Raw genomic sequence first — 24,224 nt, forward strand, 5'->3', positions numbered from 1 at the left:
CCCAGCCTGGCACAAAGGCGGATGCCCCGATCTGAAGATTATTTACATGCTGTTTAAACTTGCCACTGGCCCCGATGCTATAATATAAAATAATATGAAGATAGATGGGGGTAAAGGTAATATGGCATATCTTTTGATCTCCATGCTGACCGTACTGCTTTTGGCGCTATACCTGCGGCAGCAGACTTTGCAGCAGCAGGTCTACAGGCTGAAAGAGCGACTGGACAGCTTGGCAGATATTACCGGACATGTAGAATACAAATCGGATTATATCAGTGAAAAATTACAAAATGAACTGAAACGACTCAAGAAAAGCGGTCAGCCGGTGCAGGCGGTCAAACACCTGCGGGAGCAGACAGGGATGAATTTGGTGCAGGCAAAGCAGTTTGTTGATAAGCTTTGATAGAATATCCGCACTTGTGCCAGGCTGAGAGCCTGTCTCATGCCGCCCTATGGGCGGCCTTTTTCTTTAGCCCGCCGCCACAGGGGACGGATACTTGCCGGTTTCGACCGCATAGGCGCGGATCTGGCAGCCCTCGTCCGCGGTCAGTGCGGTATCGGCAATATAATCCTTGGCCGAATCCGAGTAGCGCGGGTCGGAGCCGTCCAGCGTGTAGCGGATGGCCGCGCCGCTGCCTGCGGTGATCTTGCCCGAGGCGACCACCGGCGCGTCGGATACCGTATCCGCCGCCACCAGCGCGTATACGCCGCCGCATTTCGCCCCCAGCACATAGGCGTCATAGTAATGGCGGCCTTCGATCAGCGCGCCGGATACGCCTACCGGATCCTCGTGAACCTTGGCGTCCGCGATCTTATAGGGCATAAGCACCGCGTCCTTGTGCGCGACGAGGAAATACACATCCTCGGGCAGATAGCTCTTGGGTACGCGCACCACATGCATGCCGAACACCTCGCCGCAGACGCCCTTGGCAATGGACTGACGCGCAAGTACGTCCACGCCCGCGAACTCGTCCGAGGTGCAGACCAGCTTGTACATCTCGCTTGTCAGGTAGAGATAGCGGTTGTCGTCCGGCACCAGCGCGTCGTCGAGCGCCTGCGACGCGTCCGCGATCTTGCTGATGATGTCGGCCTTGGTCGGCTTGGCCGCGCTTTCCGCGATCGTGCCAGCCATGGTCACAAAGCGGCGGAAGGCGTATTTGTCCGCGGCGGGCGTGGACTTTTCGTTCAGCTGCAGACGCAGCATGTCGGCCGCATTTTTGACCAGATTCTGGTCGAGGTTGTTGCCCTTGTCAATGGTGAGCGTGAATGCCTTGTCCTGCGTCATGGTCAGTTCCTGCACCACGTCCTGCATCTCGGCCACGTCGCCGTAGCGGGCAAGGCCGCCGTCGCGGTCGTAGTCCACCTCCTCGACCGTGATCGGCGTGTACACCTTGAGCGTCTTGACACCGGTCAGGTCAAAGGTTTCCGCGGTCTTGCCCTTGATGAAGGACGCGCGGGTGAATACCTCGGCGATCTGGTCGGAATATTTGCTTGCAAGATTGATAGCCATAAGTATAATACCTCCTGTTTATACGATATGTTTATTTCCCCAACAGTGCTAAGGTCACGGGATCGACGCCTGCGGGCTCGCCGTCCGACTGTGCCGGACCGACCGCCGCGCGGCGGTTCTTTTGGTTCACCTCCAGCGCCGCCAGCTCGTCCTTGAGTTCAAGGATCTCCCACTTGCGGTAGGCGGAAACCAGCGAGCCTTCCTGCTGCGCCCATTCCCACACCTGCTGCGGGATGTCCTCGGGCTTGACCTCGGGATATTCCTCCACGAACGCCGCATAGATCTGCCCGTTGGGCATACCGTTCGCAGCGCGGTTGCGGCGCACATAGGCGTTCTGTTTGGACAGCCCCAAGCTTGCCGCATGGATCAGCTCCTCCAGCGTCAGCTCCACGGTTTGCCCGTCTACCGGCACCGGAAAGGTTTGTGCGGCGGGGGGCGCGGACTGCCCAGCGGTATCAGGGGAGAATGGGTTGGATGCAACTGCTCCCGTCTCCTGCGGGAGCGGCTGCGCCGGACTGCTGTTAGGTCTGGTCTTGTTCTGCATTTGCATTTGCCTCCTTTTGCTGCTGCCGCTGCATGCGCAGCGCGTGCAGCAGGTCGTGTTTGCCGCGCACCTGATAGTCAGGCACGTTTTCCAGATAAACGAGCGGGTCGGTGATGACCCCGCTTTCGAGCAGGTGGTCGTTGGTCATGGTCTGCATGGTCTCTGACCAGTAGCTCGCCGCGCCCACGTCCACCTGAAGGCGCATATCCTGCCCGGCGAGCGTGGAAAAATCGAAAGACTGACGCTGCGGTTCGCCTCCGTCCTCATCCGGCACGACGACCGTGCGTATCCCGTAATGCGCGCCCATCAGGTCGAGGAAGATGCGCGCCCAGTCCTCGGTGAAGCGGTAGAACTCCATTTTGGTCAGCTCAAGCGGGGCGGCGGTCGCGTTCTGCACCGCGACGATAGCCGAGGTGTTGTCCGGTTTGACCGTGCCGAGCGCGGCCTCGCTCGCGCCCATCAGCTCGGCGGTGTCGGTCATCATCTGCTTCAGCAGCCCGAGCACCTGGCTGGAGATATCGGGCGCTTTGAACGCAGCCGCAATCGCGGTGTTCGGGTCGCCGCGCATACCGACCGCCTTGCCCACGTCGTTCGACCACCCGTTCGGGAAGCGGGTCATGTCGTAGATGATCTTGGGGAAGGCCACCTGCTTGATGCACTGTACATACATCGAGTACAGCTTGTTAATGGCAATCTGGTTGGGGATGGCCTCGGTCAGCGGACTTTCGCCGTGGCACGAGCCGCGCACACGGTTCCAGCACAGATGGGTCACCGGATAGTAGCGGTAGGGTAGCTCCTTTTCACGCATCACGGTCGCGGTGCGCGTGGTTTTGCAGAACGCGACGCCGTGCTCGGTCCGGCGCATGTGCAGCAGCACGGTTACGCGGTTGTTTTCGCCGTGCAGGCGGCGCAGGTGGTCTGCGTCGCCGTCCGGCCGGATGGCCTCGGCTTCGTCTGCGCCCATGCCGTTTTCCCGCACCTCCTTTTTGACCTCGTCCACATCGCGCCGCATGGCGAGGATGAGGTAGGGCTGGCGCTGTACCTCGTCGCAGGCAGGGTTGCCGAAGCAGATATTGGTCGAGTCGATCAGCTCTGCCGCGATATCGCCCTTGATTGCCTGGCCGGTCTCAAGCGTGGGATCGAAGTGGAGATAGAAGCACGCGTCGCCGTCCACACAGGCGTTTTTGAGCAGCGGCCGTCCGAGCGCCTTGACGCCCGACCGCTCGATCGCGGACGCGAACGAGCGCTCCAGGATACGGGCGGTCCGGCGGCCTGCGCTGTCCATGTCGAACGGCTGCGCGCGTACCGCCACATCGTCCGATACCAGCATGGATACGAACAGGTTGACGCAGCGCCGCAGCACATTGAAGATCAGCGGGTCGAGCGACTGGACGCGCAGCCCCTCCCATTGGCGGCCGAGGTAGAAGGCCTCGTTGCGGCGCACGCGGTCGTACAGGCCGATCGAGCGTTTGTAGTCGCGGTCGCGCTCGTACTTTTGCCAGATCGCAGCAGGCGAGGGGTCAAACCGCATGGTCGTCCTCCTCCCGTCCGTAGGCCATCAGCGCGGCCAGGTCGCGGCTGAGTGCGTCTCCGGCCGTGTCCGGCGCATCGCCGCTGCGGCCGCGCCCGCCCTCCCGCCAGAGCGGGGTGGGCAGCGTCAGCCCGCCGGATATGACCGCGCCGGTCAGCACCAGCAGGGCGGCGCCGATGCAGTAGCATAATAGTTCCATAGTGTCCTCCTTTTCTGGAATGGGGACGGTGATTCCCCATTTTGGCTCAGTACCGCAAAAACTCTCCCACCTCGCAGTCATACAGGGTCGGCGGCGCGGGCTGGGACGGCTCGTACACGGTCGCTGCATAGCCGCGCAGCGCGTCCGGCGCGTGGGTCAGTTCGTGCGGCGTGTTCGCCGTGTCGGACGGATTGCGCTTGTCGTGCTGCAGGGCGGGCAGGGTGCGGATCAGGTTGCGGCAGGTGTCGAAGATGGTCAGGCGGGGGCGCATCCCACCCTGCGCGTCCCGACGCGGGGCGAGCAGCTCGTGCAGCGCCAGCCAGCCGGCGACGCGCTCGTTGCTGCTTTTGTCGAAGTCCAGCCCGCAGTCCGCGAACAGCTCCACCGCACTTTTGCCGGTCTCCTGCCGCCGGTTCCACAGGTCGGGCGGAGCCAGCCGGCAGTCGATGCGTTCGCCCGCCGGCTCGCAGTCCAGAATGGCCGCCGCCGCTTCTGAGATAATCAAACCAGATTGATATAACTCTCTGTATACTATGCTGTATCCATCCGGACTTTGTGCGATCCACAGCGCGGCGAGCATATCCAGCCCGTAGTCGATCGTCAGATAACGCCGCCAGCTCTTGGGGATGGGGTGCGGCGGCGTGACGTGCCGCTCGGCGGAAAACTCGCTGAAATACCGCCCCTCGTCCAGCTCCCACGCTCCGTCGAGCAGCGCCCTGCGGTCGTACGGGGCGAGCAGCCGCAGCCGTTTTTCATATCCCGCGTCCGCCTGCTGCAGAAATGGGTTGTCCGCCAGTCGCGCAGGCAGGAACAGTCGCGTGCCGCCATCGCATTCGCACACGGTGTCGGGCGGCATGGGGTCGATGTACCGCGCCTTGACCCAGTGATGCCCCACGCCACCCGGGTTGGTGGTGGATTTGATCTGCTTGGGATAGCCGTTCGCGCCCCGCACGCGGGAGATCAGGTAGGTGAACTGGCTTTCCGTGAAGTGGGTCAGCTCGTCGAAGCGGATCACATCGTACTCGGCGGACTGATAACGGGTCACGTCGTTCTCTGCATCGCAGTAGCCGAATTCCAGAACTGAGCCGTTAACGAACTGCCACAGGTGCTCGCTCACCTTGTAGGACGCGACCGCCTGCGGGAACAGCCGCAGCGACGCAGGCACGAGCGAGCGGTCCAGCTCGGGCAGGGTGCGCCGCAGCATGAGCTGCCGCGAGGCCGGATACTGCACCGCGAACCGCAATGCGTCCAAAAGCTGGCCGTGGCTTTTGCCGCCGCCTGCCGCGCCGCCGAACAGCGTTTCAAATGCCTCCGAGCGGATGAACGCCGCCTGCCGCGGGGTTACTTCGTATTCGATCGCACGTCCACGATTTGGAACACGATCTCGACCGGCGCGGGCGGTTCGGCCTCCGCACCGTCCAGCAGCACTCCCTTGCCGACCGTCCGGTCGAGAATCTCGCGGATCGCGGTCAGACGGCTGTTCGCGGGCGCTTCCGCGTCGTCCGCGATCTCGTACAGCATCCGGATCAGCTCGTCCGGATGGTTCTTTTTTCGCACAATGGCATCGCCTCCTTTGGGGATAGAGTCGCTTACTTTCCCGCAGGGCATAGAATAGGAGAATCCTCCGCAAAAGTCAAGAACAAATGTTCGGTTTTGCGAGGCGTGAAAAAAATAACCCTTTTGCGGGCGTGGCGGCGGAAAGCGGAGCAGCCCTTGCGCAAAGGCGGCGGGCCTGCGAATACACGGCGGTATTTTGCTAAATTTGGTGGTATCTGACACGGAGATATGCTATAATAAAACTGTATGTAAAATTCGCCCCACCGAGAGGAGAAAAAGAATGAGTTTATGGTTCGCCGTTCTGCTGGGTCTGGTACAGGGCCTGACCGAGTTTTTACCCGTTTCCTCGTCCGGCCATTTGGTGCTCGCCCAGACGATTTTTGGGGACGGGATAGAAACGAATTACATGCTGTTTAATGTGCTGTTGCACTTTGGCACGCTGCTGTCGGTTGTCGTTGCGTTCTGGAGCGATATCAAGGAGCTGTTCCTCGAATTTTTCGCCTGGATCAAGGACGGCTTCCGGATCAACGGCCATCCTTACCGCCGTTTTATCATCATGCTGCTGATTACGATTCTGCCGATGTTCGCCATCCTGCCGATCAAAAGCAAGATTGAGGGCGCGTTCTCCTCGTCCCTGATCGTCGGGCTGATGCTTCTGGTCACGGCGGCGATCCTGTTCCTGTCGGAAAAGGCGCCGAAAAAGCATAAGACGGAAAAGGACGCGACCTGGCTGGATGCGTTGATCGTCGGCATCGGCCAGTGCTTCGCGGTGCTGCCCGGCCTGTCGCGCTCGGGTACCACTATGTGTACCGGCCTGTTCCGCGGCTTTTCGCGCGAGTTTTCCGTGCGGTTCGCGTTTATCATGTCGCTGCCCGTCATTCTGGGCGCGAATATTCTGGAACTGGTCGACGTGATCCGCGATCCGTCGACGATTGGCGAGGTTTCGCTCGCCTGCTACATCGTAGGCATCCTGGTGGCGATGGTATCCGGCTTGGCGGCGATCCGCATGGTGCGGTTTGTGTCCAAGCGGGGCAACTTCCGCCCGTTCGTGGTCTACTGTACGCTGATTGGTACAATCACGATCGTCGTCAGCCTGATCCGGATGGTGGTCTGACCGTTCCGCTGCGGGGTCTGCCGCGGTATGGAAAAGAGAACGGAAGAGAGGTTTCAATAATTTGGCTGCAAGAAAAACCACAACCAAAAAAAGCGCGCCTCGCGGGAAAGCGGCCGCGCGCCGCGCGCCCGAGCCGGAGACGCTTCTGCCGCGCGCGGCCTGGGGCGCGATCTGGGGCGTGGCGGGGCTGCTGTGCCTGTTGTCGCTGCTGCCGATCGACGGGGTCGTGCTGGACGCCCTGCATCGGGGGATTGGCGCGCTGATCGGGACAGGCAGCTATGTGCTGCCGTTCGCCCTGCTGGGGCTGGCGGCGCTGCTGATCGCGCGGCGCAAAGGGCCGGTGCGCCTGCGGGGCTGCTGCATCGCCCTGCTGCCCGTGCTGGCGGGCGGCGTCGTGCATGCGATCACCTGCGCCAATGAATATGCGTTCTCCATGAGCACCCTGTCCGGCCTGCTGAAGTCCGGCATGGAGATGAAATCAGGCGGCCTGCTGTCCGGCGGCCTGTACATGGTGTTTGAGTGGGCGCTGTCCTCGATCGGCGCGCTGCTGGTTTTGCTGCTGCTGCTGGTTGCGGCGCTGCTGGCCGCCTGCCGCATCACGCCGCAGGCGTTGATGGATATGTTCCGCCCCCCAGCGTATGAATATGAGGACGAAGAGGAGCGCGAGCGCTATGAGGCGCCAGCCAAGCTGCCCAATGTGCATGAGGTGGCCGCTGTCCATGCGCAGAAACGGGAGGAGCGCCGCGCCGCACGCCGCAAGGTGAATATCGATATCCCGCTGGACGCCGAGCCGCCGGGCGAGGACAAGCCGGGCGAGGCTCCGGACGCGCCGCCGCGCCGCATGCACGGTGGTAAGCCGATCGCACCGGATGAATACCTGCGTTCGCTCAAAGAGGAAACGACGGGCGAGCAGGTCAGCATCATGGACCTAGTGGAGAATAAACCGGAGGAAGAGGAAGCGCCGGCGGAGCTGGAGCAGGCGCCGAAGAAAGCGGAAAAGATCGGGGAACAGGAGCAGGCGGCGCTGAGCGAGCAGATGGACGAGAGCCAGAAAGCGCCAGTTCCGGTTTACGACTATCCGCCGATTGAGCTGCTGGTGCAGGGCAAACGGGCATCGGCGGCGGGCGCGGAAGCTGAGCTGCGGGAAAATTCCGAATGCCTGATCGACACCCTGCAGTCGTTCAATATCGACGCGCAGATCATCGGCATTGTGCGCGGCCCCTCGGTCACGCGGTTCGAGCTGACCATCCCGCGCGGCATTAAGATCTCCCGCATCACCGCGCTGTCGGATGATATTGCGCTGTCGCTCGGCGCGGTATCCGTCCGCATCGCGCCCATACCGGATAAGATCGCAGTCGGCATCGAGGTGCCGAACAAAGCGGTCAATACAGTGTTCATCCGCGAGTGTATCGCTTCGCCGGCGTTCACCAACGCGCGCAGCCGCCTGTCCTTTGCCGTGGGCAAGGACATCACCGGCAAGCCGGTGATTGGCGATATTGCGAAAATGCCGCATATGCTGATTGCGGGTACTACCGGATCGGGCAAATCCGTGTGCATCAATTCCATGCTGATCTCGCTGCTGTACAAGTCCACGCCCGAGGAGGTCCGGCTGATCATGGTCGATCCTAAAATGGTTGAGCTGGGCAATTACAACGGCATCCCGCATCTGCTGATTCCGGTCGTGACCGACCCCAAGAAGGCGGCGGGCGCACTCAACTGGGCGGTGGGCGAGATGGAGCGCCGCTATAAGCTGTTCGCGGACCATCAGGTGCGCAACCTGGTCGGCTATAACGACCTGATGCGCGCCGAACGGGCGAAGGCGGAGCAGGAGGAGGGCGGCGCGCCCGAGCAGTATCAGGTCCTCCCGCAGATCGTCATTGTCATCGATGAGCTGGCAGACCTGATGATGGTCGCGGCCAAGGAGGTCGAGACTTCGATCTGCCGCATCGCGCAGAAGGCGCGCGCGGCGGGCATGCATCTGGTGGTGGCGACCCAGCGCCCGTCGGCCGACGTCATTACCGGCATTATGAAAGCCAATATCCCGTCCCGCATCGCGTTCGCGGTGGCCAGCCAGATTGAATCCCGCATTATTCTGGATACGACTGGCGCGGAAAAGCTGATTGGCAAGGGCGATATGCTGTACGCCCCGCTGGGGGAGGGCAAGCCTACGCGCGTGCAGGGCTGCTTTATTTCGTCGGATGAGATCGAAGCGGTGATCGCGCATATCAAGGAGACAAGCACAGCCGAATATAATGAGGAGATACTCGAACACATCGAGCGCCAGGCGGAGCAGGCGGAGGGCAAGGGCGGCGCCTCCGGCGACCCGGGCGAGGAAGAGGACGACATGATCGAGGAGGCGATCGATGTGATTATGGATTGCCGCCAAGCGTCCACCTCCATGCTGCAGCGCCGTCTGAAGCTCGGCTATTCCCGCGCCGCGCGCATCATCGACCAGATCGAAGAGCGCGGCATCATCGGTCCGTTCGAGGGCTCCAAGCCACGCCAAATCCTGATTTCCAAAGAGGAGTGGCAGGAAATGAAGCTGCGGCGGCACACGCCGCTCGATTGAAGCCTCGGTTTCCATCAAAAGGGGACTGCCGCGTATTTCCCCGTCGTTCATTTTTAATTTCCAACAGGAGGGTTTATTATGTCTTTGACCAAGATCAATATTGCAGAGCAGTCGTTTAACCCGTTCGAGATGATTGGCAAGCAGTGGATGCTGATTTCCGCGGGAACGGAAGACAAGTGGAACACCATGACCGCAAGCTGGGGCGGCGTGGGTGTGATATGGGGCAAGCCCTCCGCAACCTGTTATATCCGCCACAGCCGGTATACAAAGGAATTTGTTGATGACAGTGAGTATTTTACACTGACATTTTTACAAGATGGAAACCGCGAAGCCCTGAACCTGATGGGTACCAAGTCCGGACGGGACATGGATAAAATGCACGACAGCGGCCTGACGCCGGTGTTTGTGGAGGGGCAGCCGACGTTTGCGGAGGCGGCGCTCGTGCTTGTCTGCCGTAAGCGCTGCCGGAGCGAGATCGCGCCGGAGGATATTCTGCAGCAGGAGATTCTGGATAAGAACTATGCGGACCGCGATTTCCATGCCATGTATATCGGCGAGATCGTTGCGGCGTACAAAGGGTAATCAAATCTCTACAGACTGTTCACAAAATCGACAGGGTGCCGGGCGTATACTGAAAAAGAAAACAACCGGAACCGGAGGAAACCATCTGTGAAAAGAAAACTGCTCAGCCTGCTTCTGTGCGCTGTGCTGGCGTTGGGCGTACTGCCCGCGCCGGCGTTCGCAGGCTATGAGAACTTTACCGAACAGCAGCCCTATACCGGCCAGTTTGCGGATGTGCCGCCTGACGCCTGGTATGCGGAAAACGTGGAGCTGGCCTATGAATACGGCCTGATCAACGGCGTTTCGCAAACGTCCTTTGCGCCGGACAACAGCCTCACGATGGCGGAAGCGGTCAAGCTGGCGGCCTGCCTGCATAGCATTTACCAGAACGGCGCGACGGACTTTGCGGCATCCTCTCCGTGGTATACGGTTTATGCGGCGTATGCGTTGGAAAACGGCATCCTGTCCGCGCCGCTGGAAAGCTATGAAGCGGCGGCGACCCGCGGCGCGTTCGCGGATGTGCTGGCGAAAGCCTTTCCGGAGGAGGCGCTCGAGCAAGTCAATTCCGTGGAGGACGGGGCGATCCCCGATGTGCCGGAGGGGGCGTATTACGCCGACGCGGCATATCTGTTGTACCGAGCGGGCGTCCTGACTGGTTCGGACGCATCCGGCCGGCTTTTGCCGGACAGCACCATCAAGCGCAGTGAAGCTGCCGCGATCGTGACGCGCATGGTGGAGCCGGCGCTGCGGCAGACAGTTACGCTTGAGGTAAGGGAGACGCTGACCGCGGACGAGGCGATAACGTACTGCATGCCCGCGGTATTCAAGCTGTACTCCTATGATGCAAAAGGCAGCCTGCTCGGTATGGGCAGCGGCGTGCTGATCGGGCCGGACGGAGATGCGGTCACCTGCGGGCATGTGGTAAACGGCGTGTACCGCCTAGTCGCGGAGCTGACGGACGGCACACGCCATGAGGTCAGCATATACGACCTGAACGCGGATATGGACATCGCGCATATCCAGCTCGAGGGGAGCGGCCTGCCATACCTACAGACTGCGGAAACGGTGCAGGCGGGCGATACGGTGTATGCGCTCGGTTATCCTGGCGGCGGGAGGGCGAAACTGACGCAGGGAACGGTGATCGACCCATATAATACGGATTACACAACGCCCATGATCGAGAGCAGCGCCTCGGTTATCAGCGGCAATTCCGGCGGCGCGCTGGTGGACAGCGCCGGAAGGCTGGTCGGCATCACGGTCAGCAGTCAGTCCGGCGGCAAGCCGTCGTTCTCTGTGCCGATTACCGCTCTGAAGGAACTGGACGGCAGCGAGGCGGTAAGCGTCGCCGCCTATACGGACGCGCACCGTCCGGCGGCTTCCCGCTGCTACGCGGGGCTGTATCCGGTGCCGGATTTCGGCAAAGTGACCGGCGTGCCCCTGTTCGCGTGGTCGCGCGATCGGAACCCATCCTTTGGGGGAAGCTATTTTTATTATAAGATGTCCGACATGCCGGACGAGCAGCAAAAGCTGCTGCAGTACTATGCGGCGCTGAACGAAAATACATTTTACCTGTTTTCCGGAGATGCGTTCACCTCCTCGGCCGGATATCTGTATTCCGTGCAGCTTTATCAAACGACCTATCAGGGGTACGATGTTCTCGCGGTGGTCGTAACCGGACTTCATTCCAACTTGATCGGCGGTCTGCCTCAGACCGCCGGTTTTTTTTGCAGGCATTTGCGCAGGATGTGGGCGGATATGAATTTTCTGCGTCAATACTGTATCATTTCACAAAAAGGGAAATAAAAACGGGAAACCGACGAAAAAGCAAAATAATTTGTTGGAAAAAGAATGGATTATACGAAAAATGGAGAAATAAAAAACCGCGGCATGGAGAAACTCTCATGTTTTGCCGTCATTTTGCACAATATAGCTTTAGCAAATCGGTGAAATCCCACAATAGAACACGAAGCGCCCTGCATGATATAATATCTTTGCGTGAGTGAAGTGTGTGGAGAGCACAGAAACGAAATGGAGGAGAAGACCCAAATGAAGAAGTATGTTTACATGTTCCCGGAAGGCAACGGCAAAATGCGTGAACTGCTCGGCGGAAAGGGCGCCAATCTGGCGGAGATGACCGGACTGGGTATGCCTGTTCCTCAGGGTTTCACCATCACGACCGAGGCCTGCACCCGGTATTATGAGGACGGAAAAACGATCTATCCGGATATTCAGGAGCAGATCATGGAGTACCTCGATAAACTGGAAAAGGTAACGGGCAAAACGCTCGGCGATCCCGACCGCCCGCTGCTGGTATCCGTCCGTTCGGGCGCGCGCGCTTCTATGCCCGGCATGATGGACACCATCCTCAACCTCGGTATGAACGACGAGATCTGCGAAGCGGTTGCAAAGCTGACCAATAACCCGCGTTTCGCACGCGATTCCTATCGCCGTTTCATCCAGATGTTCTCGGACGTTGTGATGGAGCTGCCCAAGTCCACCTTTGAGACCTTTATCGACCAGGTTAAGGATAAAAAGGGCGTTAAGATGGACAACGAGCTGGACGCGGACGATATGAGCGAGCTGATCGTCCTGTTCAAGGACCACTACAAGAAGTCGCTCGGCGAGGATTTCCCGCAGGATCCTAAAAAGCAGCTTATGGAAGCGGTCCGCGCGGTATTCCGTTCGTGGGATAACCCGCGCGCGAATACCTACCGCCGCATGAACGATATTCCGCATTCCTGGGGTACCGCGGTCAATGTGCAGTCTATGGTGTTCGGTAACATGGGCGACACCTCCGGTACGGGCGTTGCGTTCACCCGCAATCCGGCGACCGGCGAAAAGAAGCTGTACGGCGAATTCCTGATGAACGCGCAGGGCGAGGACGTCGTGGCCGGCATCCGCACCCCGCAGCCGATCTCCGCGCTGGCCGATACCATGCCGGAGGTTTACCAGCAGTTTGTGGACATCTCCTCTCGCCTGGAGCAGCACTACGGCGATATGCAGGATATGGAGTTCACCATTGAAAACGGCAAGCTCTACATGCTCCAGACCCGTAACGGCAAACGCACCGCGCAGGCGGCGCTCAAGGTCGCGGTCGACTTGGTGGACGAAGGCGTCTGCACCAAGGAGCAGGCCATCATGAAGGTCGAGCCTAAGCAGCTCGACGCTCTGCTGCACCCGACGTTTGTTCCCGCTGCGCTTCAGGCGGCGACCCCGATCACAACCGGCCTGCCGGCGTCTCCCGGCGCGGCCTGCGGCGCGGTCTATTTCACGGCGGAGGAAGCGGCGAAAGCGCATAAGACCGGTCTCAAGGTCGTCCTGGTGCGTCAGGAAACCTCGCCGGAGGATATCGATGGCATGGCGGTTTCCGAGGGCATCATGACCGCACGCGGCGGCATGACCTCGCACGCGGCGGTTGTTGCACGCGGCATGGGTACGTGCTGTGTCGCCGGCGTTAACGGCATCAAGGTTTCCGAGGCGGACAAGACACTCACCTTTGCCGATGGGACGGTCGTACACGAGGGCGATTTCATCTCGCTTGACGGCTCGACCGGCAACGTATACCTCGGCAAAATCGAAACACAGGACGCGGAGCTGACCGGCGATTTCGGCCGCTTCATGGGCTGGGCGGATGAGATCCGCACTCTGAACGTCCGTACGAACGGCGATACCCCGCGCGATGCAACGCAGGCGCGCAAGTTTGGCGCCGAGGGCATCGGCCTCTGCCGCACCGAGCATATGTTCTTCGAGCCGGAGCGTATCAAGGCGGTCCGTGAGATGATTGTGTCCGATACGGTCGAACAGCGCAAGGCGGCGCTCGCCAAGATTCTGCCCATGCAGCGCGGCGACTTTGAGGGGATTTACCGTGCGATGGGCGGCCTGCCGGTAACCATCCGCCTGCTCGATCCTCCGCTGCATGAGTTCCTGCCGCAGGAGAACGACGATATCCGCGAGCTGGCGGGCGAAATGGGCATTACCTTTGAAAAGCTCAAGGCCAAGGTGGAAGACCTGCATGAGTTCAACCCCATGCTCGGTACCCGTGGCTGCCGTCTGGACGTGCTGTATCCGGAAATCGCCGAGATGCAGACCGAGGCGATCATTTCCGCCGCGATCAATGTCTGGAAGGAAGACGGCCTGCACATCACGCCCGAAATCATGGTGCCGCTGGTATCCGAGATCAACGAGCTGCGCTTTGTCAAGAAGATCATCAAGGCCAAGGCTGACGAGTTGATCGAGGCTTCCGGCCTGAAGATGAAGTATATGGTCGGCACGATGATAGAAACGCCGCGCGCGGCTGTGACTGCGGACGAGATCGCGGAGGAAGCCGAGTTCTTCTCGTTCGGCACCAATGACCTGACCCAGATGACATACGGCTTCTCGCGCGACGACGTGGGCCGCATCCTGGAGACGTATTTTGACAAGAAGATTCTGGAATCCGACCCGTTTGCCCGTCTGGACCAGCATGGCGTGGGTCGTCTGGTAAAAATGGCGGTCGAAAACGGCAAGAAGGTACGTCCGGAGATCAAGCTCGGTATCTGCGGCGAACACGGCGGCGACCTGTCCTCGGTCGAGTTCTGCCACAATGTGGGCCTGAACTATGTTTCCTGCTCGCCGTTCCGTGTTCCGATCGCCCGCCTGGCGGCGGCGCAGGCGCGCGTCAAGGAGCTTGGAAAGGCGTAAAAGCTGATAAAAAAAGCCCCTCCATCTGGAGGGGCTTTTTTCGTTGCATATATGGACGGGCTTTGCTATAATAAATAAAAGTATGCCTATTCCGGCGGGTAGAGCTGCTGCATCAGGGAGAGGGCAAACCGGATGCCCTGTTGGAAGCATTGATAGGCATAGTCGCAGAAAGTAAGCGCCTGTTCATCCAATAATGCGGACAACTGCCGCGTTTGTTCGGAAGAAAGCTGATTTTTGAGTATCAGAAAAGCAGGCGCTTTGGTAAAGTCGTCTGGCATGGTCAAACCGTGTGTGCAGTAGTGGGCAAAGAGGTCTTCCGTATTTGGTATCATAATAATCGCCTTATTTCATGTATCGTGAGATTATTATAAATCATAAAACATGATTTATCAAGAGGGAGAAGCTATGGATTATTTGGACAGGTTTCGCAAAAGGCGTAAGGAAATTGGGCTGCGTCAAACAGATGTAAGCGCGGCGCTGGGATTGGGGAAATCAACCTATAGCATGTACGAGACACGAAAAAACAAAATGGATGTGGAAACGTTCGCCGCAATCTGCCGCCTGCTGTGCATCACGCCCGATGAAGCACTGGGATTTGATGAATAAAGAGATTCGGGTGGAAATCTCCATGCGGAGATGCTATAATATTCCTGCAATATCAGAACAAAGATAGAGGAACGCCATATGAAAGGAATTATTCTTGCCGCGGGCAAAGGCTCGCGCCTTTACCCCATGACGCGGCCGGTTTGTAAGCCGCTGCTGCCCGTCTATGATAAGCCGATGGTTTATTATCCGCTGGCCGTGCTGCTACAGGCTGGCATACGCGATATCCTGATTATCATTCCGCCCGGAGAGGAAGGGCCGTTTTACCGCCTGCTGGGTTCGGGTGGGCGCTTCGGCGTCAATATCACCTATGAGGTGCAGGAGGTCGCGCGCGGCATCGCGGACGCGCTGTTGATCGGCGAGCAGTTCATCGGAAAGGACGATGTCTGCCTGGTGCTGGGGGATAATATTTTCTATTCCCCGTTTTTTGAGGATTACCTGAACCGTGCGCTCGCATTGGGGGAGGGCGCTTGTGTGTTCGGACACTATGTGAACGACCCGCGCGCGTTTGGCGTGGTGGAATTTGACGAGGCGGGCAATGCAGTTTCCATTGAGGAGAAGCCGCGCTATCCCAAATCCAATTATATCATCCCGGGCCTGTACTTCTATGATAACGACGTGATGGAGATCGCCCACGCCCTCAAGCCCTCCGCGCGCGGCGAGCTGGAAATCACGGACGTTAATCTGGAATACCTGCGCCGCGGCAAGCTGCATGTGGTCAAATTTGACCGCGATTTTGTCTGGCTGGACGCGGGTACCGCGGAAAACCTGCTGGGCTCCGCGCAGGAGGTCAAGCGCGTGCAGGATGAAACTGGCCGCTATATCGCCTGCCTGGAGGAGATCGCGTACCAGCGCGGCTACATTTCCCACCAGGCGCTCATGCGCCTTGCGTCTGATTTGGATAAGACGCTGTACGGGCAATACCTGCAATGCCTGTGAGCGCCGCTCTGAAACAAAGCCGCCGGAATTTTTCCGGCGGCTTTTTGTTTGCCCTGTGCGGTGGACAAAAGCGTTCCGTCGGGGTATACTGAACCCATAAGCATCCGTCCGTCAGCACAAGGAGGGAACCCATGTCCGAGAAAACCATACTGCCCGTGCAGCCGGCGTCTGTCCAGCCCCTGCGCGCGACCGGAACCGTGTGCGGCTTCGCCGTGCGGCCCGGCCTGTTCCTGCTTAACGGCGCAACGCCCGTGCCGGGCGGCGTCAGCTTCACCATCCATTCGATTGGCGCGGTCCGCTGCGAGCTGTGTCTGTTCCGGCGTACTGAACAGCAGCCGTATGCGGTTTTGCCGTTTCCGGATAGCTGCCGCATCGGAAACACCTGGTCGATGATCGTGTTTGGTCTGGAGATCACGGAGTTTGAATACGCCTACCGGATGGATGGGCCATATGACCCCGCCCGTGGGCTGCTGTTTGACAGGACGCGCTTCCTGCTCGACCCCTATGCCCGCGCCGTCACCGGACAAAGCCGGTGGGGGGAGAAGCCGGCGGCGGAAACGGCGTATCATGCCCGCGTGGTTGAGGATGCGTTCGATTGGGGCGCTTTCAGCGACCCGCATATCCCGTTTCAGGATATGGTGATTTATGAGACGCATGTGCGTGGTTTTACGCGCCATCCATCGTCAGGTGTGGCGCACCCGGGGACCTTCGCCGGCCTGATGGAAAAGATACCCTACCTGAAAGCGCTCGGCATAAACGCGGTCGAGCTGATGCCGGTGTTTGAATTCGACGAGTTGGCCGAGGAACGCGTGGTGGACGGCCGGACGCTGCTCAACTACTGGGGCTATAATACCGTGTGCTTTTTTGCGCCCAACACGGGTTATACGGCGGCGGTCGAGTTCAACCGCGAGGGGACCGAGCTGAAAACGCTGATCCGCACGCTGAATGCAAACGGCATTGAGGTCATTCTGGACGTGGTGTTTAACCATACTGCGGAGGGCGACGAGCGGGGGCCGTTTTTCTCATTCAAGGGGATGGACAATAATGTGTATTACATGCTTACGCCGGATGGGCGGTACTATAATTTTTCCGGCGTCGGTAATACGCTCAACTGCAACCACCCGACTGTGCGGCAGTTTATTCTGGACTGCCTGCGCTACTGGGTGGTCGAATATCGTGTGGACGGGTTCCGCTTCGACCTGGCGAGTATCCTGGGGCGCGATGAGGATGGCGGCCCGCTGTCCGAGCCGCCGCTGCTCGAAAGCCTGGCGTTCGATCCGATTCTGGGGCGCGTCAAGCTGATTGCAGAGGCCTGGGACGCGGGCGGCATGTATCAGGTTGGCTCGTTCCCCTCCTGGAACCGCTGGGCGGAATGGAACGGGAAATACCGCGACGATTTGCGCCGCTTCCTTAAGGGCGACGCCGGACTGGCGCAGGCGGCGGTACAGCGTATCTGCGGCTCGCCCGACCTGTATCCGCCGGATAAGCGGCAGAACGCCTCGGTCAATTTCCTGACCTGCCATGACGGCTTTACCCTGTACGACCTGTATGCCTATAACCAGAAGCATAATGAGGCGAACGGCTGGGGGAATACGGACGGCGCGAATGACAACAATAGCTGGAACTGCGGCGCGGAGGGGGAGACGGACGAGCCGGCAGTACTGGAGCTGCGCGACCGCCTGCGCAAAAACGCGTTTGCCGTGCTGCTCTGCAGCCGCGGCGCGGCGATGTTCCTAGCTGGCGACGAGTTCGGCAATACGCAGTTCGGCAATAACAACGCCTATTGCCAGGATAACGAAGTCTCCTGGCTGGATTGGGAACGGCTGGAACAGAACCAGGGCCTGTTCCGGTTTGTGCAGCAGATGATCGCGCTACGGAAAGTGCATCCGGTGCTGCGCGACGCGACCAGCCCCGCGGCCTGCGGCTGGCCGGACGTATCCCTGCATAATGGAGAGGCATGGAACGGTCGGATGGAGGGGGAAACCAGGCAGATTGGCGTGCTGTTCGCAGGCCGGAACGAGGAAAATACGGCGGACGACCTTGTACTGCTTGCGGTCAACGCGCATTGGGAGGCGCGGGAGCAGCAGATTCCCGCGGCGCCGGAGGGGCTTCGCTGGCGGCTTGTCCTGCACACGTCCTGCGCGGAGCCGTTCGCGCCGGATATCCCATTTGACGGCGCGCGCTTTACGCTGGGGCCGCGCTCGGTGGCGGTGGTGGCCGCGGAGCGCCGGTGAACAACAGGAAAAAGCCCGTAGAGCAAATGCTCTGCGGGCTTTTTGTCAATTTCACACGGCAGAAAGCCGCAGCCGGGCTTGCCGTTAGGCGGCGGCAGGCCATGCGGCGCGGATCATATCCCGTACTGCATGAGAGGTACAGCGGCGGCGGTTTTCCGCAGGTGGTCTGTTTTTTACTTAGCAGCTTTAGCAGCCTTGATAGCGTCGATCATCATGGGAACGACCTTGAACAGGTCGCCGCAGATGCCGTAGTCGGCAACGTCAAAGATCGGCGCGCCATCAGCCTTGTTCACCGCGATAATGCACTCGGAATCCTGCATGCCGGCCTTGTGCTGGATCGCTCCCGAAATGCCCAGCGCAATGTACAGCTTCGGATGTACCGTCTTGCCCGTCTGGCCTACCTGGTGGTCCGCCGTCAGCCAGCCCGAGTCGATCGCCGCACGGCTGCCGCCTACTACGCCGCCAAACTCCGACGCCAGCTCTTCCGCCAGCTTGATGCCCGTCTCTACATCCTTCGAGATGCCGCGGCCTACCGATACCACTACCTCTGCACCCGTCAGGTCTACCAGCTCCTTGGCTTCCTTTACGACCTCAAGCACCTTGGTCTCGATGTCCGCTTCGCTCAGGCTGATGCTCAGCTTCTCTACCACTACCGCATTCGCCTTCGCTTCGTCGTACTCGCTCTTCTTCAGCACGCCCGGGCGAACCGTCGCCATCTGCGGACGGAAACGCGGGCAGATGATCGTCGCCATCAGGTGTCCGCCGAACGCGGGACGCGTCATCTTCAGGTTGCGGTCAGAGCGGTCCAGCGCGTCGATCTGCGCCTCCGGCAGCGTCGACGCTTCCTTCAGGAACGCCGCGTACTTCTCCACATCTACGTCCAGATGCGTGCAGTCTGCGGTCAGGCCCGTGTGCAGACGCGCAGCGCAGCGCGGACCCAGGTCTCGGCCGATGTTCGTCGCCGCGATCAGCATGATCTCCGGCTTCTTCTCCATTACCGTGTCGCAGATTACTTTCGCGTATGCGTCCGTCGTGTAGGTCTCCAGCAGCGGCGAATCCGCGATGTATACCTTGTCCGCTCCGTATGCGCCAAGCTCCTTGGCCATTCCGTCTACGTCCTTGCCCAGCAGCAGGCCGCACAGCTCTACGCCCATGTCGTCCGCCAGTTTGCGCCCCTCGCTCATCAGCTCAAGCACCGTCGGCTGCAGCTTGCCCTGGCGCTGCTCACAGAATACCCAAACCCCGCTGAAATCGGCCAGATTGGTGTTGTTAAATTCAGCCATTGTTCATTATTCCCCTTTCCTTCAGATGATGTGCTTCTTCAGAAGCTCCGCCGCGAGGGTCTCGCACGTCGCCTTGTCCGCGCCCTCAAGCATCTTGCCCTTGCCCTTCTGCGGCGGCGTAAACGACTTGAAGATGTTCGTCGGCGACCCCCTCAGTCCGATCGTGGGGGGATCGATCAGCGGATCATCCTGCAGGGGGTTGTACTCATATACCGCCACCGGCTTGGCGTAGCAGTCCATGATCCCGCTCAGCGACATATAGCGCGGTGCGTTCAGCTCCTTGATGCACGTCAGCAGGCACGGCGTCTTCGCCTGGATGGTCATGTACCCGTCCTCCAGCATGCGCTTGACGGTTACCGTGTTGCCTTCCTTCTTGATGTCCGCCGCGTACGAAATCTGGGGTACGCCCAGCTTCTCCGCGATCTGCGAGCCTACCTGCGCCGTATCGCCGTCGATCGCCTGCCGTCCGCAGAATACGATATCGTCGTCCTCTAGGCCCACCTTCTTCACTGCCGCCGCGAGGATCTGCGAGGTCGCGAAGGTGTCCGATCCGCCGAACTCACGGGCCGATACCAGCACCGCCTCGTCCGCGCCGCGCGCCAGCAGCTCACGCAGCATGCCTTCCGCCGGCGGGGGACCCATCGTGATTACAACTACCTTGCAGCCCGTCTCATCCTTCAGCTTCAGCGCCGCTTCTACCGCGTTCAGGTCGTCCGGATTCGTGATCGTTTCCATCGACGCTCGGTTCAGCGTCCCGTCCGGATTCACCGCTACCTTGCCGGAGGTATCCGGAACCTGCTTTACACATACGATTGCTTTCATAGTTCTGTTCTCCTCCTTTTCTTACTTGCCGAGAATGTTGCCAGAGATTACGACGCGCTGGATCTCGCTCGTTCCCTCGTAAATTTCGGTGATCTTGGCGTCGCGCATCATGCGCTCGACAGGGTAATCCTTGGTATAGCCGTAGCCGCCATGGATTTGGACCGCCTTGGTGGTGATCTTCATTGCCGCTTCCGAGGCGAACAGCTTGGCGGTCGCCGCCTCCAGCGTGAAGCGCGCGCCCGATGCCTTGACCGCAGCCGCCTTGTAGGTGAGGAGACGGGCGGCTTCAATGGCGACGTGCATGTCGGCAAAAACAAACTGGGTATTCTGGAATTTGGCGATCGGGCGCCCGAACTGCTCGCGCGTCTTGGCAAACTTGATGGATTCCTCCATGGCCCCCTCCGCAATGCCGAGCGCCTGTGCAGCGATGCCGATACGGCCGCCGTCCAGCGTCTGCATCGCGATCTTGAAGCCCTTACCCTCTGCACCGAGCAGGTTTTCCTTAGGGACGATGCAGTCGGTGAACACGATCTCCGCCGTGGGCGAACCGTGCAGGCCGAGCTTTTCCTCATGCTTGCCGACGGAGAAGCCGGGGAACGAGCTTTCCACAATAAAAGCGGAGATACCCTTTGTTCCCTTACTCCGGTCGGTCATGGCGAAAACGACAAACACATCCGCTACATAGCCGTTGGTGATAAAGATTTTGGAGCCGTTGAGTACATAGTGATCCCCCTGCAGTTCGGCAACACAGGTACCCTTGGCGGCATCCGAACCGGCATCTGGCTCGGTAAGTGCGAACGCGCCGACCTTGTGGCCCTTGGTCAGCATGCGGAGGTACTTCTGCTTCTGCTCCTCAGTGCCGTTCGCCATGATCGGGCCGCAGCACAGACCGTTGTGGGTGGCCAGGATATCGCCGGTCGAAGCACACTGCTTGGATAACTCCTCAATCGCGATAGCGGAGCAGGTGTCGTCCGCACCGGCGCCGCCGTACTGTTCGGGAACGATCATACCCATTACGCCGATATCGAAAAGCTTTTCGATGGTGTCGCGCGGATAGGTGCTGGTTTTATCGGTTTCGGCGGCGATGGGCTTTACTTCGTTTTCAGTGAAGTCACGCATCATCTGGCGAACCAATTGCTGCTCACGGGTCAACTGGAAATCCATGTTCAAGTCTCCTTCTGGTTTGATGTTTATTGCCATGCCGACGGAGCGCCGGCGTTCAGCCTGTGTCTATACCGAACAGCAGGACAAGGGTCGATCTTCCGGCCGGTTCGGGGATCGGGAACGGTTTGTCTGCACGTTCGGGCAAGCGGAAAACAAAATAGTTGCGGGTTAAAATGTGTAATATCTTGGTTATATGATTGTTATTTCTTGCTTGCAAAAACCAATATACCATACCCAATATGCCGCGTCAATCAGCAAAATAACCGGAATAAAACAATAAAAGAACCATAATATATGTAAAATTGGTTGAAGTTTTTGTTGTGGCTGATAAGTGGTTGTGAAAGTGACGAAAAAACAAAAGGAAATATAGAGATAATCACCAATCACTACATGAGAAGCCCCTTTTGTGCGCTTGACAGAATAGAAAAAGATTGCTATAATTATATCAATCGAGTGGCTGCAAAGTGTAAATCCGGATCGGGTTTACACTTTTTTTGTGCGGTGCAATCAAAAAAAACGGGTTATGGCAGCTTTCCCCCAAAAGTCTCCCTTGGAAGAAAAAGGAGGAACCATGAAAACAACAGAAAACGTGAGTAACAAAATGGGGAGCGTTCCGATGAACCGCCTGGTGTTCACGATGGGGGTGCCGATGATCCTGTCCATGGTGCTACAGGCCTTTTATAACATTGTGGACAGCTATTTCGTAAGCTGCATGACCGATCCGGCGGTGCCGAACCTGGGCGATTACGCGGTCAATGCGCTGACGCTGGCGTTCCCGATCCAAATGCTGATCGTGGCGATCGGCGTCGGTACTGGCGTCGGCACCAATGCGCTGCTCTCCCGTAACCTGGGGGAGGGGAACCGCGAGAAAAGCAGCCGTATATCCGGCAATTCCATTTTCCTGAGCTGCTGTACCTATGCGGTGTTCCTGCTGTTCGGACTGCTCGGCGTGGGGGTCTATATCCGGTCGCAAACGTCAGATGCGCTGGTGATAGAACTGGCAAGCAGCTATCTGCGCATCTGCTCGGTTCTGTCGTTCGGCTGCGTGGTCTACATGATTTATGAAAAGCTGCTACAGGCGACCGGCTGCACCATGTTAGCCACGATTGCACAGATGTCCGGTGTGGTCGTTAATATCATCCTTGATCCGATTATGATCTTCGGTTGGTTCGGCTGTCCGGCCATGGGTGTGGATGGCGCCGCGTATGCGACGGTTATCGGGCAGTTCGTATCGCTTATGCTGGGCTTCCTCTTTCACACCGCGGCGAACCGGAAGTATTTTGACACCAGCTTGCGGTATCTGGCGCCGCAGCGTTCCATTATTCAGGAGATCTATAAAATCGGCATTCCGGCCATTATCATGCAGGCTTTGATGTCTTTTATGACCTACGGAGTGAATATTGTCCTGGGGTCGCTTTCGACCGCCGCGGTGACTGCCTATGGAATTTATTATAAGATCCAGCAGTTTGTCTTTTTTGCGGCGTTCGGTATGAACAACGCGATGATCCCGATCATCAGCTACAACTTTGGTCGGCGGGACAAAATGCGGGTGGACAGTGGGATACGGTACGGCATGCTGTATACACTGGTGATTCTGGGCGCGGGCGCTGTCGCGTTGCAGGTGTTCGCGCATCAACTGATCGGGATTTTTGCGGTATCCGAGGAGGCGCGGCAGCTTTGTATTTATGCCATCCGCATTATCACGCCCGGCTATCTGTTTGCGGGGGCGAACATCGCGTTCCAAGGGATATTCCAGGCGTTTGGCTGCGGCGTGCAGTCGCTTGTGCTGTCGCTCATCCGCCTGATCGTGGTCGCGCTTCCTCTTGCGTGGCTGCTCACTCGCTTGCCGAACGCGGAGTTGCTGGTATGGTCTGCGTTTCCAATCGCCGAGGGCGCAGCGCTGGTCTGCGCATTGGTGCTGATGCGGCGGGTCGGCCGGCGGGTCGCAGCGTTTCTGGCCAGCGGCGCGGAGCAAACCGCCGCGATGGAATGAACGGCTGGCAAGATGTTGCCGTCCGGCTGCACATGCACATGGCTTTTGACCTGCTCTGCCTTGGAAACTTACGCAAATATAAAAAGCGCCGCTCCAGTTCTAAGGGCTGGAGCGGCGCTCTCATTTATTTTTGCGGAGGATAAAGACACAGATAGATGGCAACCTGTGCCTTGCATCAGAATCCGTATGCCAGCGCGCCGCCATCCACAGCAAAATCCTGTCCTGTGATATATTTTGCGCCATCACTCAGCAGGAATTTTGTCATTTCGCCTAAATCTCTGGTATCGCCAAACGCATGCACCGGCATTCGGCCCAGGATGGCGGCTTTCCGTTCCGGTGTCATGACCTGCTTGCTCATTTCGCTGGGGAACCAGCCCGGGGCAATGCTGTTCACACAGAGGTTGTCATTCGCCCATTCTACCGCGAGACCGCGGGTCATGCCGCATACTGCTGCCTTACTTGTGCAGTAAGGGACCACTTCGGTAAAGCCAAGATGCGCGGCCATGCTGCTGATGCTCACGATGCGCCCCTTATGCCGGCTGTTTTTCAAATACGGGTAGCATAACTGGCAGAGACGGAAGACGCTGTGGATGTTCACCTGCAGGATATGTGCAAAATCCTCTGCTGGGAAATCCTCGGCCCGGCATTTTTTTGTGATGCCTGCGTTGTTGACCAGAAAATCCAACGACTGTTTTCCGCTGGCTTGCTCGACGATCTCGCGCATGCGCGCATCGTTCGTGACATCACCCTGCACATGGATTACCCCCAGCGCGCTGGCAGGCATTCCGTCCTTTACTTTTCCGGTACGGCTTACCGCATACACGGTTGCGCCCGCCTCTGCCAGTACATTGGATATGGCATACCCAATTCCGCTGCTTCCTCCGGTAACGATGCCGATACGTCCTTCCAAGGCTTTCATGA

At 59.0% G+C, this 24,224-nt stretch carries 21 protein-coding genes; 10 read left to right on the plus strand and 11 right to left on the minus strand.

Features of this window, described 5'->3' with window-relative positions:
* Positions 1-121: 121 nt before the first annotated feature.
* Entirely contained in the window at positions 122-403 is a 282-nt protein-coding gene (locus DBQ51_RS11530) for a hypothetical protein (RefSeq protein WP_107631627.1), read from the plus strand.
* A gap of 66 nt (positions 404-469) precedes the next feature.
* Here the strand turns inward: DBQ51_RS11530 and DBQ51_RS11535 are convergent, their stop codons facing one another.
* From DBQ51_RS11535 to DBQ51_RS17215, 6 genes are read right to left on the minus strand one after another with little or no spacing between them, the layout of a single operon-like run.
* A complete protein-coding gene (locus tag DBQ51_RS11535) occupies positions 470-1,510 on the minus strand; it encodes an FN3 associated domain-containing protein (RefSeq protein WP_107631628.1) in 1,041 nt (346 codons plus the stop codon).
* A 31-nt stretch (positions 1,511-1,541) separates the two neighbouring features.
* Complete coding sequence (locus DBQ51_RS11540; RefSeq protein ID WP_054326922.1) at positions 1,542-2,054, minus strand: hypothetical protein; 513 nt, start codon at positions 2,052-2,054, stop codon at positions 1,542-1,544.
* Complete coding sequence (locus DBQ51_RS11545; RefSeq protein ID WP_054326921.1) at positions 2,032-3,585, minus strand: portal protein; 1,554 nt, start codon at positions 3,583-3,585, stop codon at positions 2,032-2,034. Before DBQ51_RS11545 ends, DBQ51_RS11540 begins: the two co-directional genes overlap by 23 nt.
* A complete protein-coding gene (locus DBQ51_RS11550; RefSeq protein WP_054326920.1) occupies positions 3,575-3,784 on the minus strand; it encodes a hypothetical protein in 210 nt (69 codons plus the stop codon). The genes DBQ51_RS11545 and DBQ51_RS11550 overlap by 11 nt, the downstream gene beginning before the upstream one ends.
* Before the next feature lie 46 nt (positions 3,785-3,830).
* A complete protein-coding gene (locus DBQ51_RS11555) occupies positions 3,831-5,141 on the minus strand; it encodes a phage terminase large subunit (protein ID WP_277997743.1) in 1,311 nt (436 codons plus the stop codon).
* Positions 5,126-5,341 carry a hypothetical protein gene (locus tag DBQ51_RS17215; protein WP_054326918.1) on the minus strand — a complete coding sequence of 72 codons (216 nt, stop codon included), beginning with the start codon at positions 5,339-5,341 and terminating at the stop codon, positions 5,126-5,128. The genes DBQ51_RS11555 and DBQ51_RS17215 overlap by 16 nt, the downstream gene beginning before the upstream one ends.
* Before the next feature lie 280 nt (positions 5,342-5,621).
* Here DBQ51_RS17215 and DBQ51_RS11560 point away from each other — a divergent pair, with 280 nt between their 5' ends.
* The 5 genes from DBQ51_RS11560 (at position 5,622) to ppdK (ending at position 14,265) form a co-directional block, all read left to right on the plus strand.
* Positions 5,622-6,455: an undecaprenyl-diphosphate phosphatase gene (locus tag DBQ51_RS11560; RefSeq protein WP_107631630.1), complete on the plus strand. Its 834-nt coding sequence runs from the start codon at positions 5,622-5,624 to the stop codon at positions 6,453-6,455.
* A 61-nt stretch (positions 6,456-6,516) separates the two neighbouring features.
* Positions 6,517-9,024, plus strand: a complete 2,508-nt coding sequence (locus DBQ51_RS11565) for a DNA translocase FtsK (protein WP_147574490.1) — start codon at positions 6,517-6,519, stop codon at positions 9,022-9,024.
* Between the two features lie 78 nt (positions 9,025-9,102).
* Positions 9,103-9,606 carry a flavin reductase family protein gene (locus tag DBQ51_RS11570; protein WP_054326914.1) on the plus strand — a complete coding sequence of 168 codons (504 nt, stop codon included), beginning with the start codon at positions 9,103-9,105 and terminating at the stop codon, positions 9,604-9,606.
* 87 nt (positions 9,607-9,693) lie between these two features.
* On the plus strand, positions 9,694-11,388 hold the full coding sequence (locus tag DBQ51_RS11575) for a trypsin-like peptidase domain-containing protein (protein ID WP_107631631.1): 1,695 nt from the start codon (positions 9,694-9,696) through the stop codon (positions 11,386-11,388).
* Between the two features lie 243 nt (positions 11,389-11,631).
* Positions 11,632-14,265 carry a pyruvate, phosphate dikinase gene (ppdK, locus tag DBQ51_RS11580; RefSeq protein WP_054326912.1) on the plus strand — a complete coding sequence of 878 codons (2,634 nt, stop codon included), beginning with the start codon at positions 11,632-11,634 and terminating at the stop codon, positions 14,263-14,265.
* 86 nt (positions 14,266-14,351) lie between these two features.
* Here the strand turns inward: ppdK and DBQ51_RS11585 are convergent, their stop codons facing one another.
* Positions 14,352-14,597 carry a hypothetical protein gene (locus tag DBQ51_RS11585; protein ID WP_054326911.1) on the minus strand — a complete coding sequence of 82 codons (246 nt, stop codon included), beginning with the start codon at positions 14,595-14,597 and terminating at the stop codon, positions 14,352-14,354.
* 73 nt (positions 14,598-14,670) lie between these two features.
* On the opposite strand from DBQ51_RS11585, the gene DBQ51_RS11590 reads away from it, so the two are divergent.
* The 3 genes from DBQ51_RS11590 (at position 14,671) to glgX (ending at position 18,041) form a co-directional block, all read left to right on the plus strand.
* Complete coding sequence (locus tag DBQ51_RS11590; RefSeq protein WP_159068166.1) at positions 14,671-14,871, plus strand: helix-turn-helix domain-containing protein; 201 nt, start codon at positions 14,671-14,673, stop codon at positions 14,869-14,871.
* A 78-nt stretch (positions 14,872-14,949) separates the two neighbouring features.
* The gene (gene rfbA, locus DBQ51_RS11595; protein WP_107631633.1) at positions 14,950-15,807 is read left to right on the plus strand and encodes a glucose-1-phosphate thymidylyltransferase RfbA; all 858 of its coding nucleotides are present in this window, start codon (positions 14,950-14,952) and stop codon (positions 15,805-15,807) included.
* Positions 15,808-15,938: 131 nt separating this feature from the next.
* A complete protein-coding gene (gene glgX, locus DBQ51_RS11600; protein ID WP_107631634.1) occupies positions 15,939-18,041 on the plus strand; it encodes a glycogen debranching protein GlgX in 2,103 nt (700 codons plus the stop codon).
* 173 nt (positions 18,042-18,214) lie between these two features.
* On the opposite strand, the gene acrA is transcribed toward glgX, so the two are convergent.
* The 3 genes from acrA to DBQ51_RS11615 are packed head-to-tail and all read right to left on the minus strand — an operon-like array spanning position 18,215 to position 21,310.
* Positions 18,215-19,324 (minus strand): acryloyl-CoA reductase electron transfer subunit beta, encoded by a 1,110-nt coding sequence (acrA, locus tag DBQ51_RS11605; protein WP_054328584.1) that lies wholly within the window; start codon positions 19,322-19,324, stop codon positions 18,215-18,217.
* 21 nt (positions 19,325-19,345) lie between these two features.
* On the minus strand, positions 19,346-20,146 hold the full coding sequence (acrB, locus tag DBQ51_RS11610) for an acryloyl-CoA reductase electron transfer subunit gamma (RefSeq protein WP_107631635.1): 801 nt from the start codon (positions 20,144-20,146) through the stop codon (positions 19,346-19,348).
* 21 nt (positions 20,147-20,167) lie between these two features.
* Positions 20,168-21,310: an acyl-CoA dehydrogenase gene (locus DBQ51_RS11615; protein WP_107631636.1), complete on the minus strand. Its 1,143-nt coding sequence runs from the start codon at positions 21,308-21,310 to the stop codon at positions 20,168-20,170.
* Between the two features lie 571 nt (positions 21,311-21,881).
* Between DBQ51_RS11615 and DBQ51_RS11620 the strand changes: the two genes are divergently transcribed.
* Positions 21,882-23,303 carry an MATE family efflux transporter gene (locus DBQ51_RS11620; protein ID WP_107631637.1) on the plus strand — a complete coding sequence of 474 codons (1,422 nt, stop codon included), beginning with the start codon at positions 21,882-21,884 and terminating at the stop codon, positions 23,301-23,303.
* Between the two features lie 175 nt (positions 23,304-23,478).
* Here the strand turns inward: DBQ51_RS11620 and DBQ51_RS11625 are convergent, their stop codons facing one another.
* Positions 23,479-24,222 carry an SDR family NAD(P)-dependent oxidoreductase gene (locus DBQ51_RS11625; protein ID WP_107631638.1) on the minus strand — a complete coding sequence of 248 codons (744 nt, stop codon included), beginning with the start codon at positions 24,220-24,222 and terminating at the stop codon, positions 23,479-23,481.
* Positions 24,223-24,224: the final 2 nt, after the last annotated feature.

This window comes from Agathobaculum massiliense (genome assembly GCF_900291975.1).
In the GTDB taxonomy this organism is placed as follows: domain Bacteria; phylum Bacillota; class Clostridia; order Oscillospirales; family Butyricicoccaceae; genus Agathobaculum; species Agathobaculum ammoniilyticum.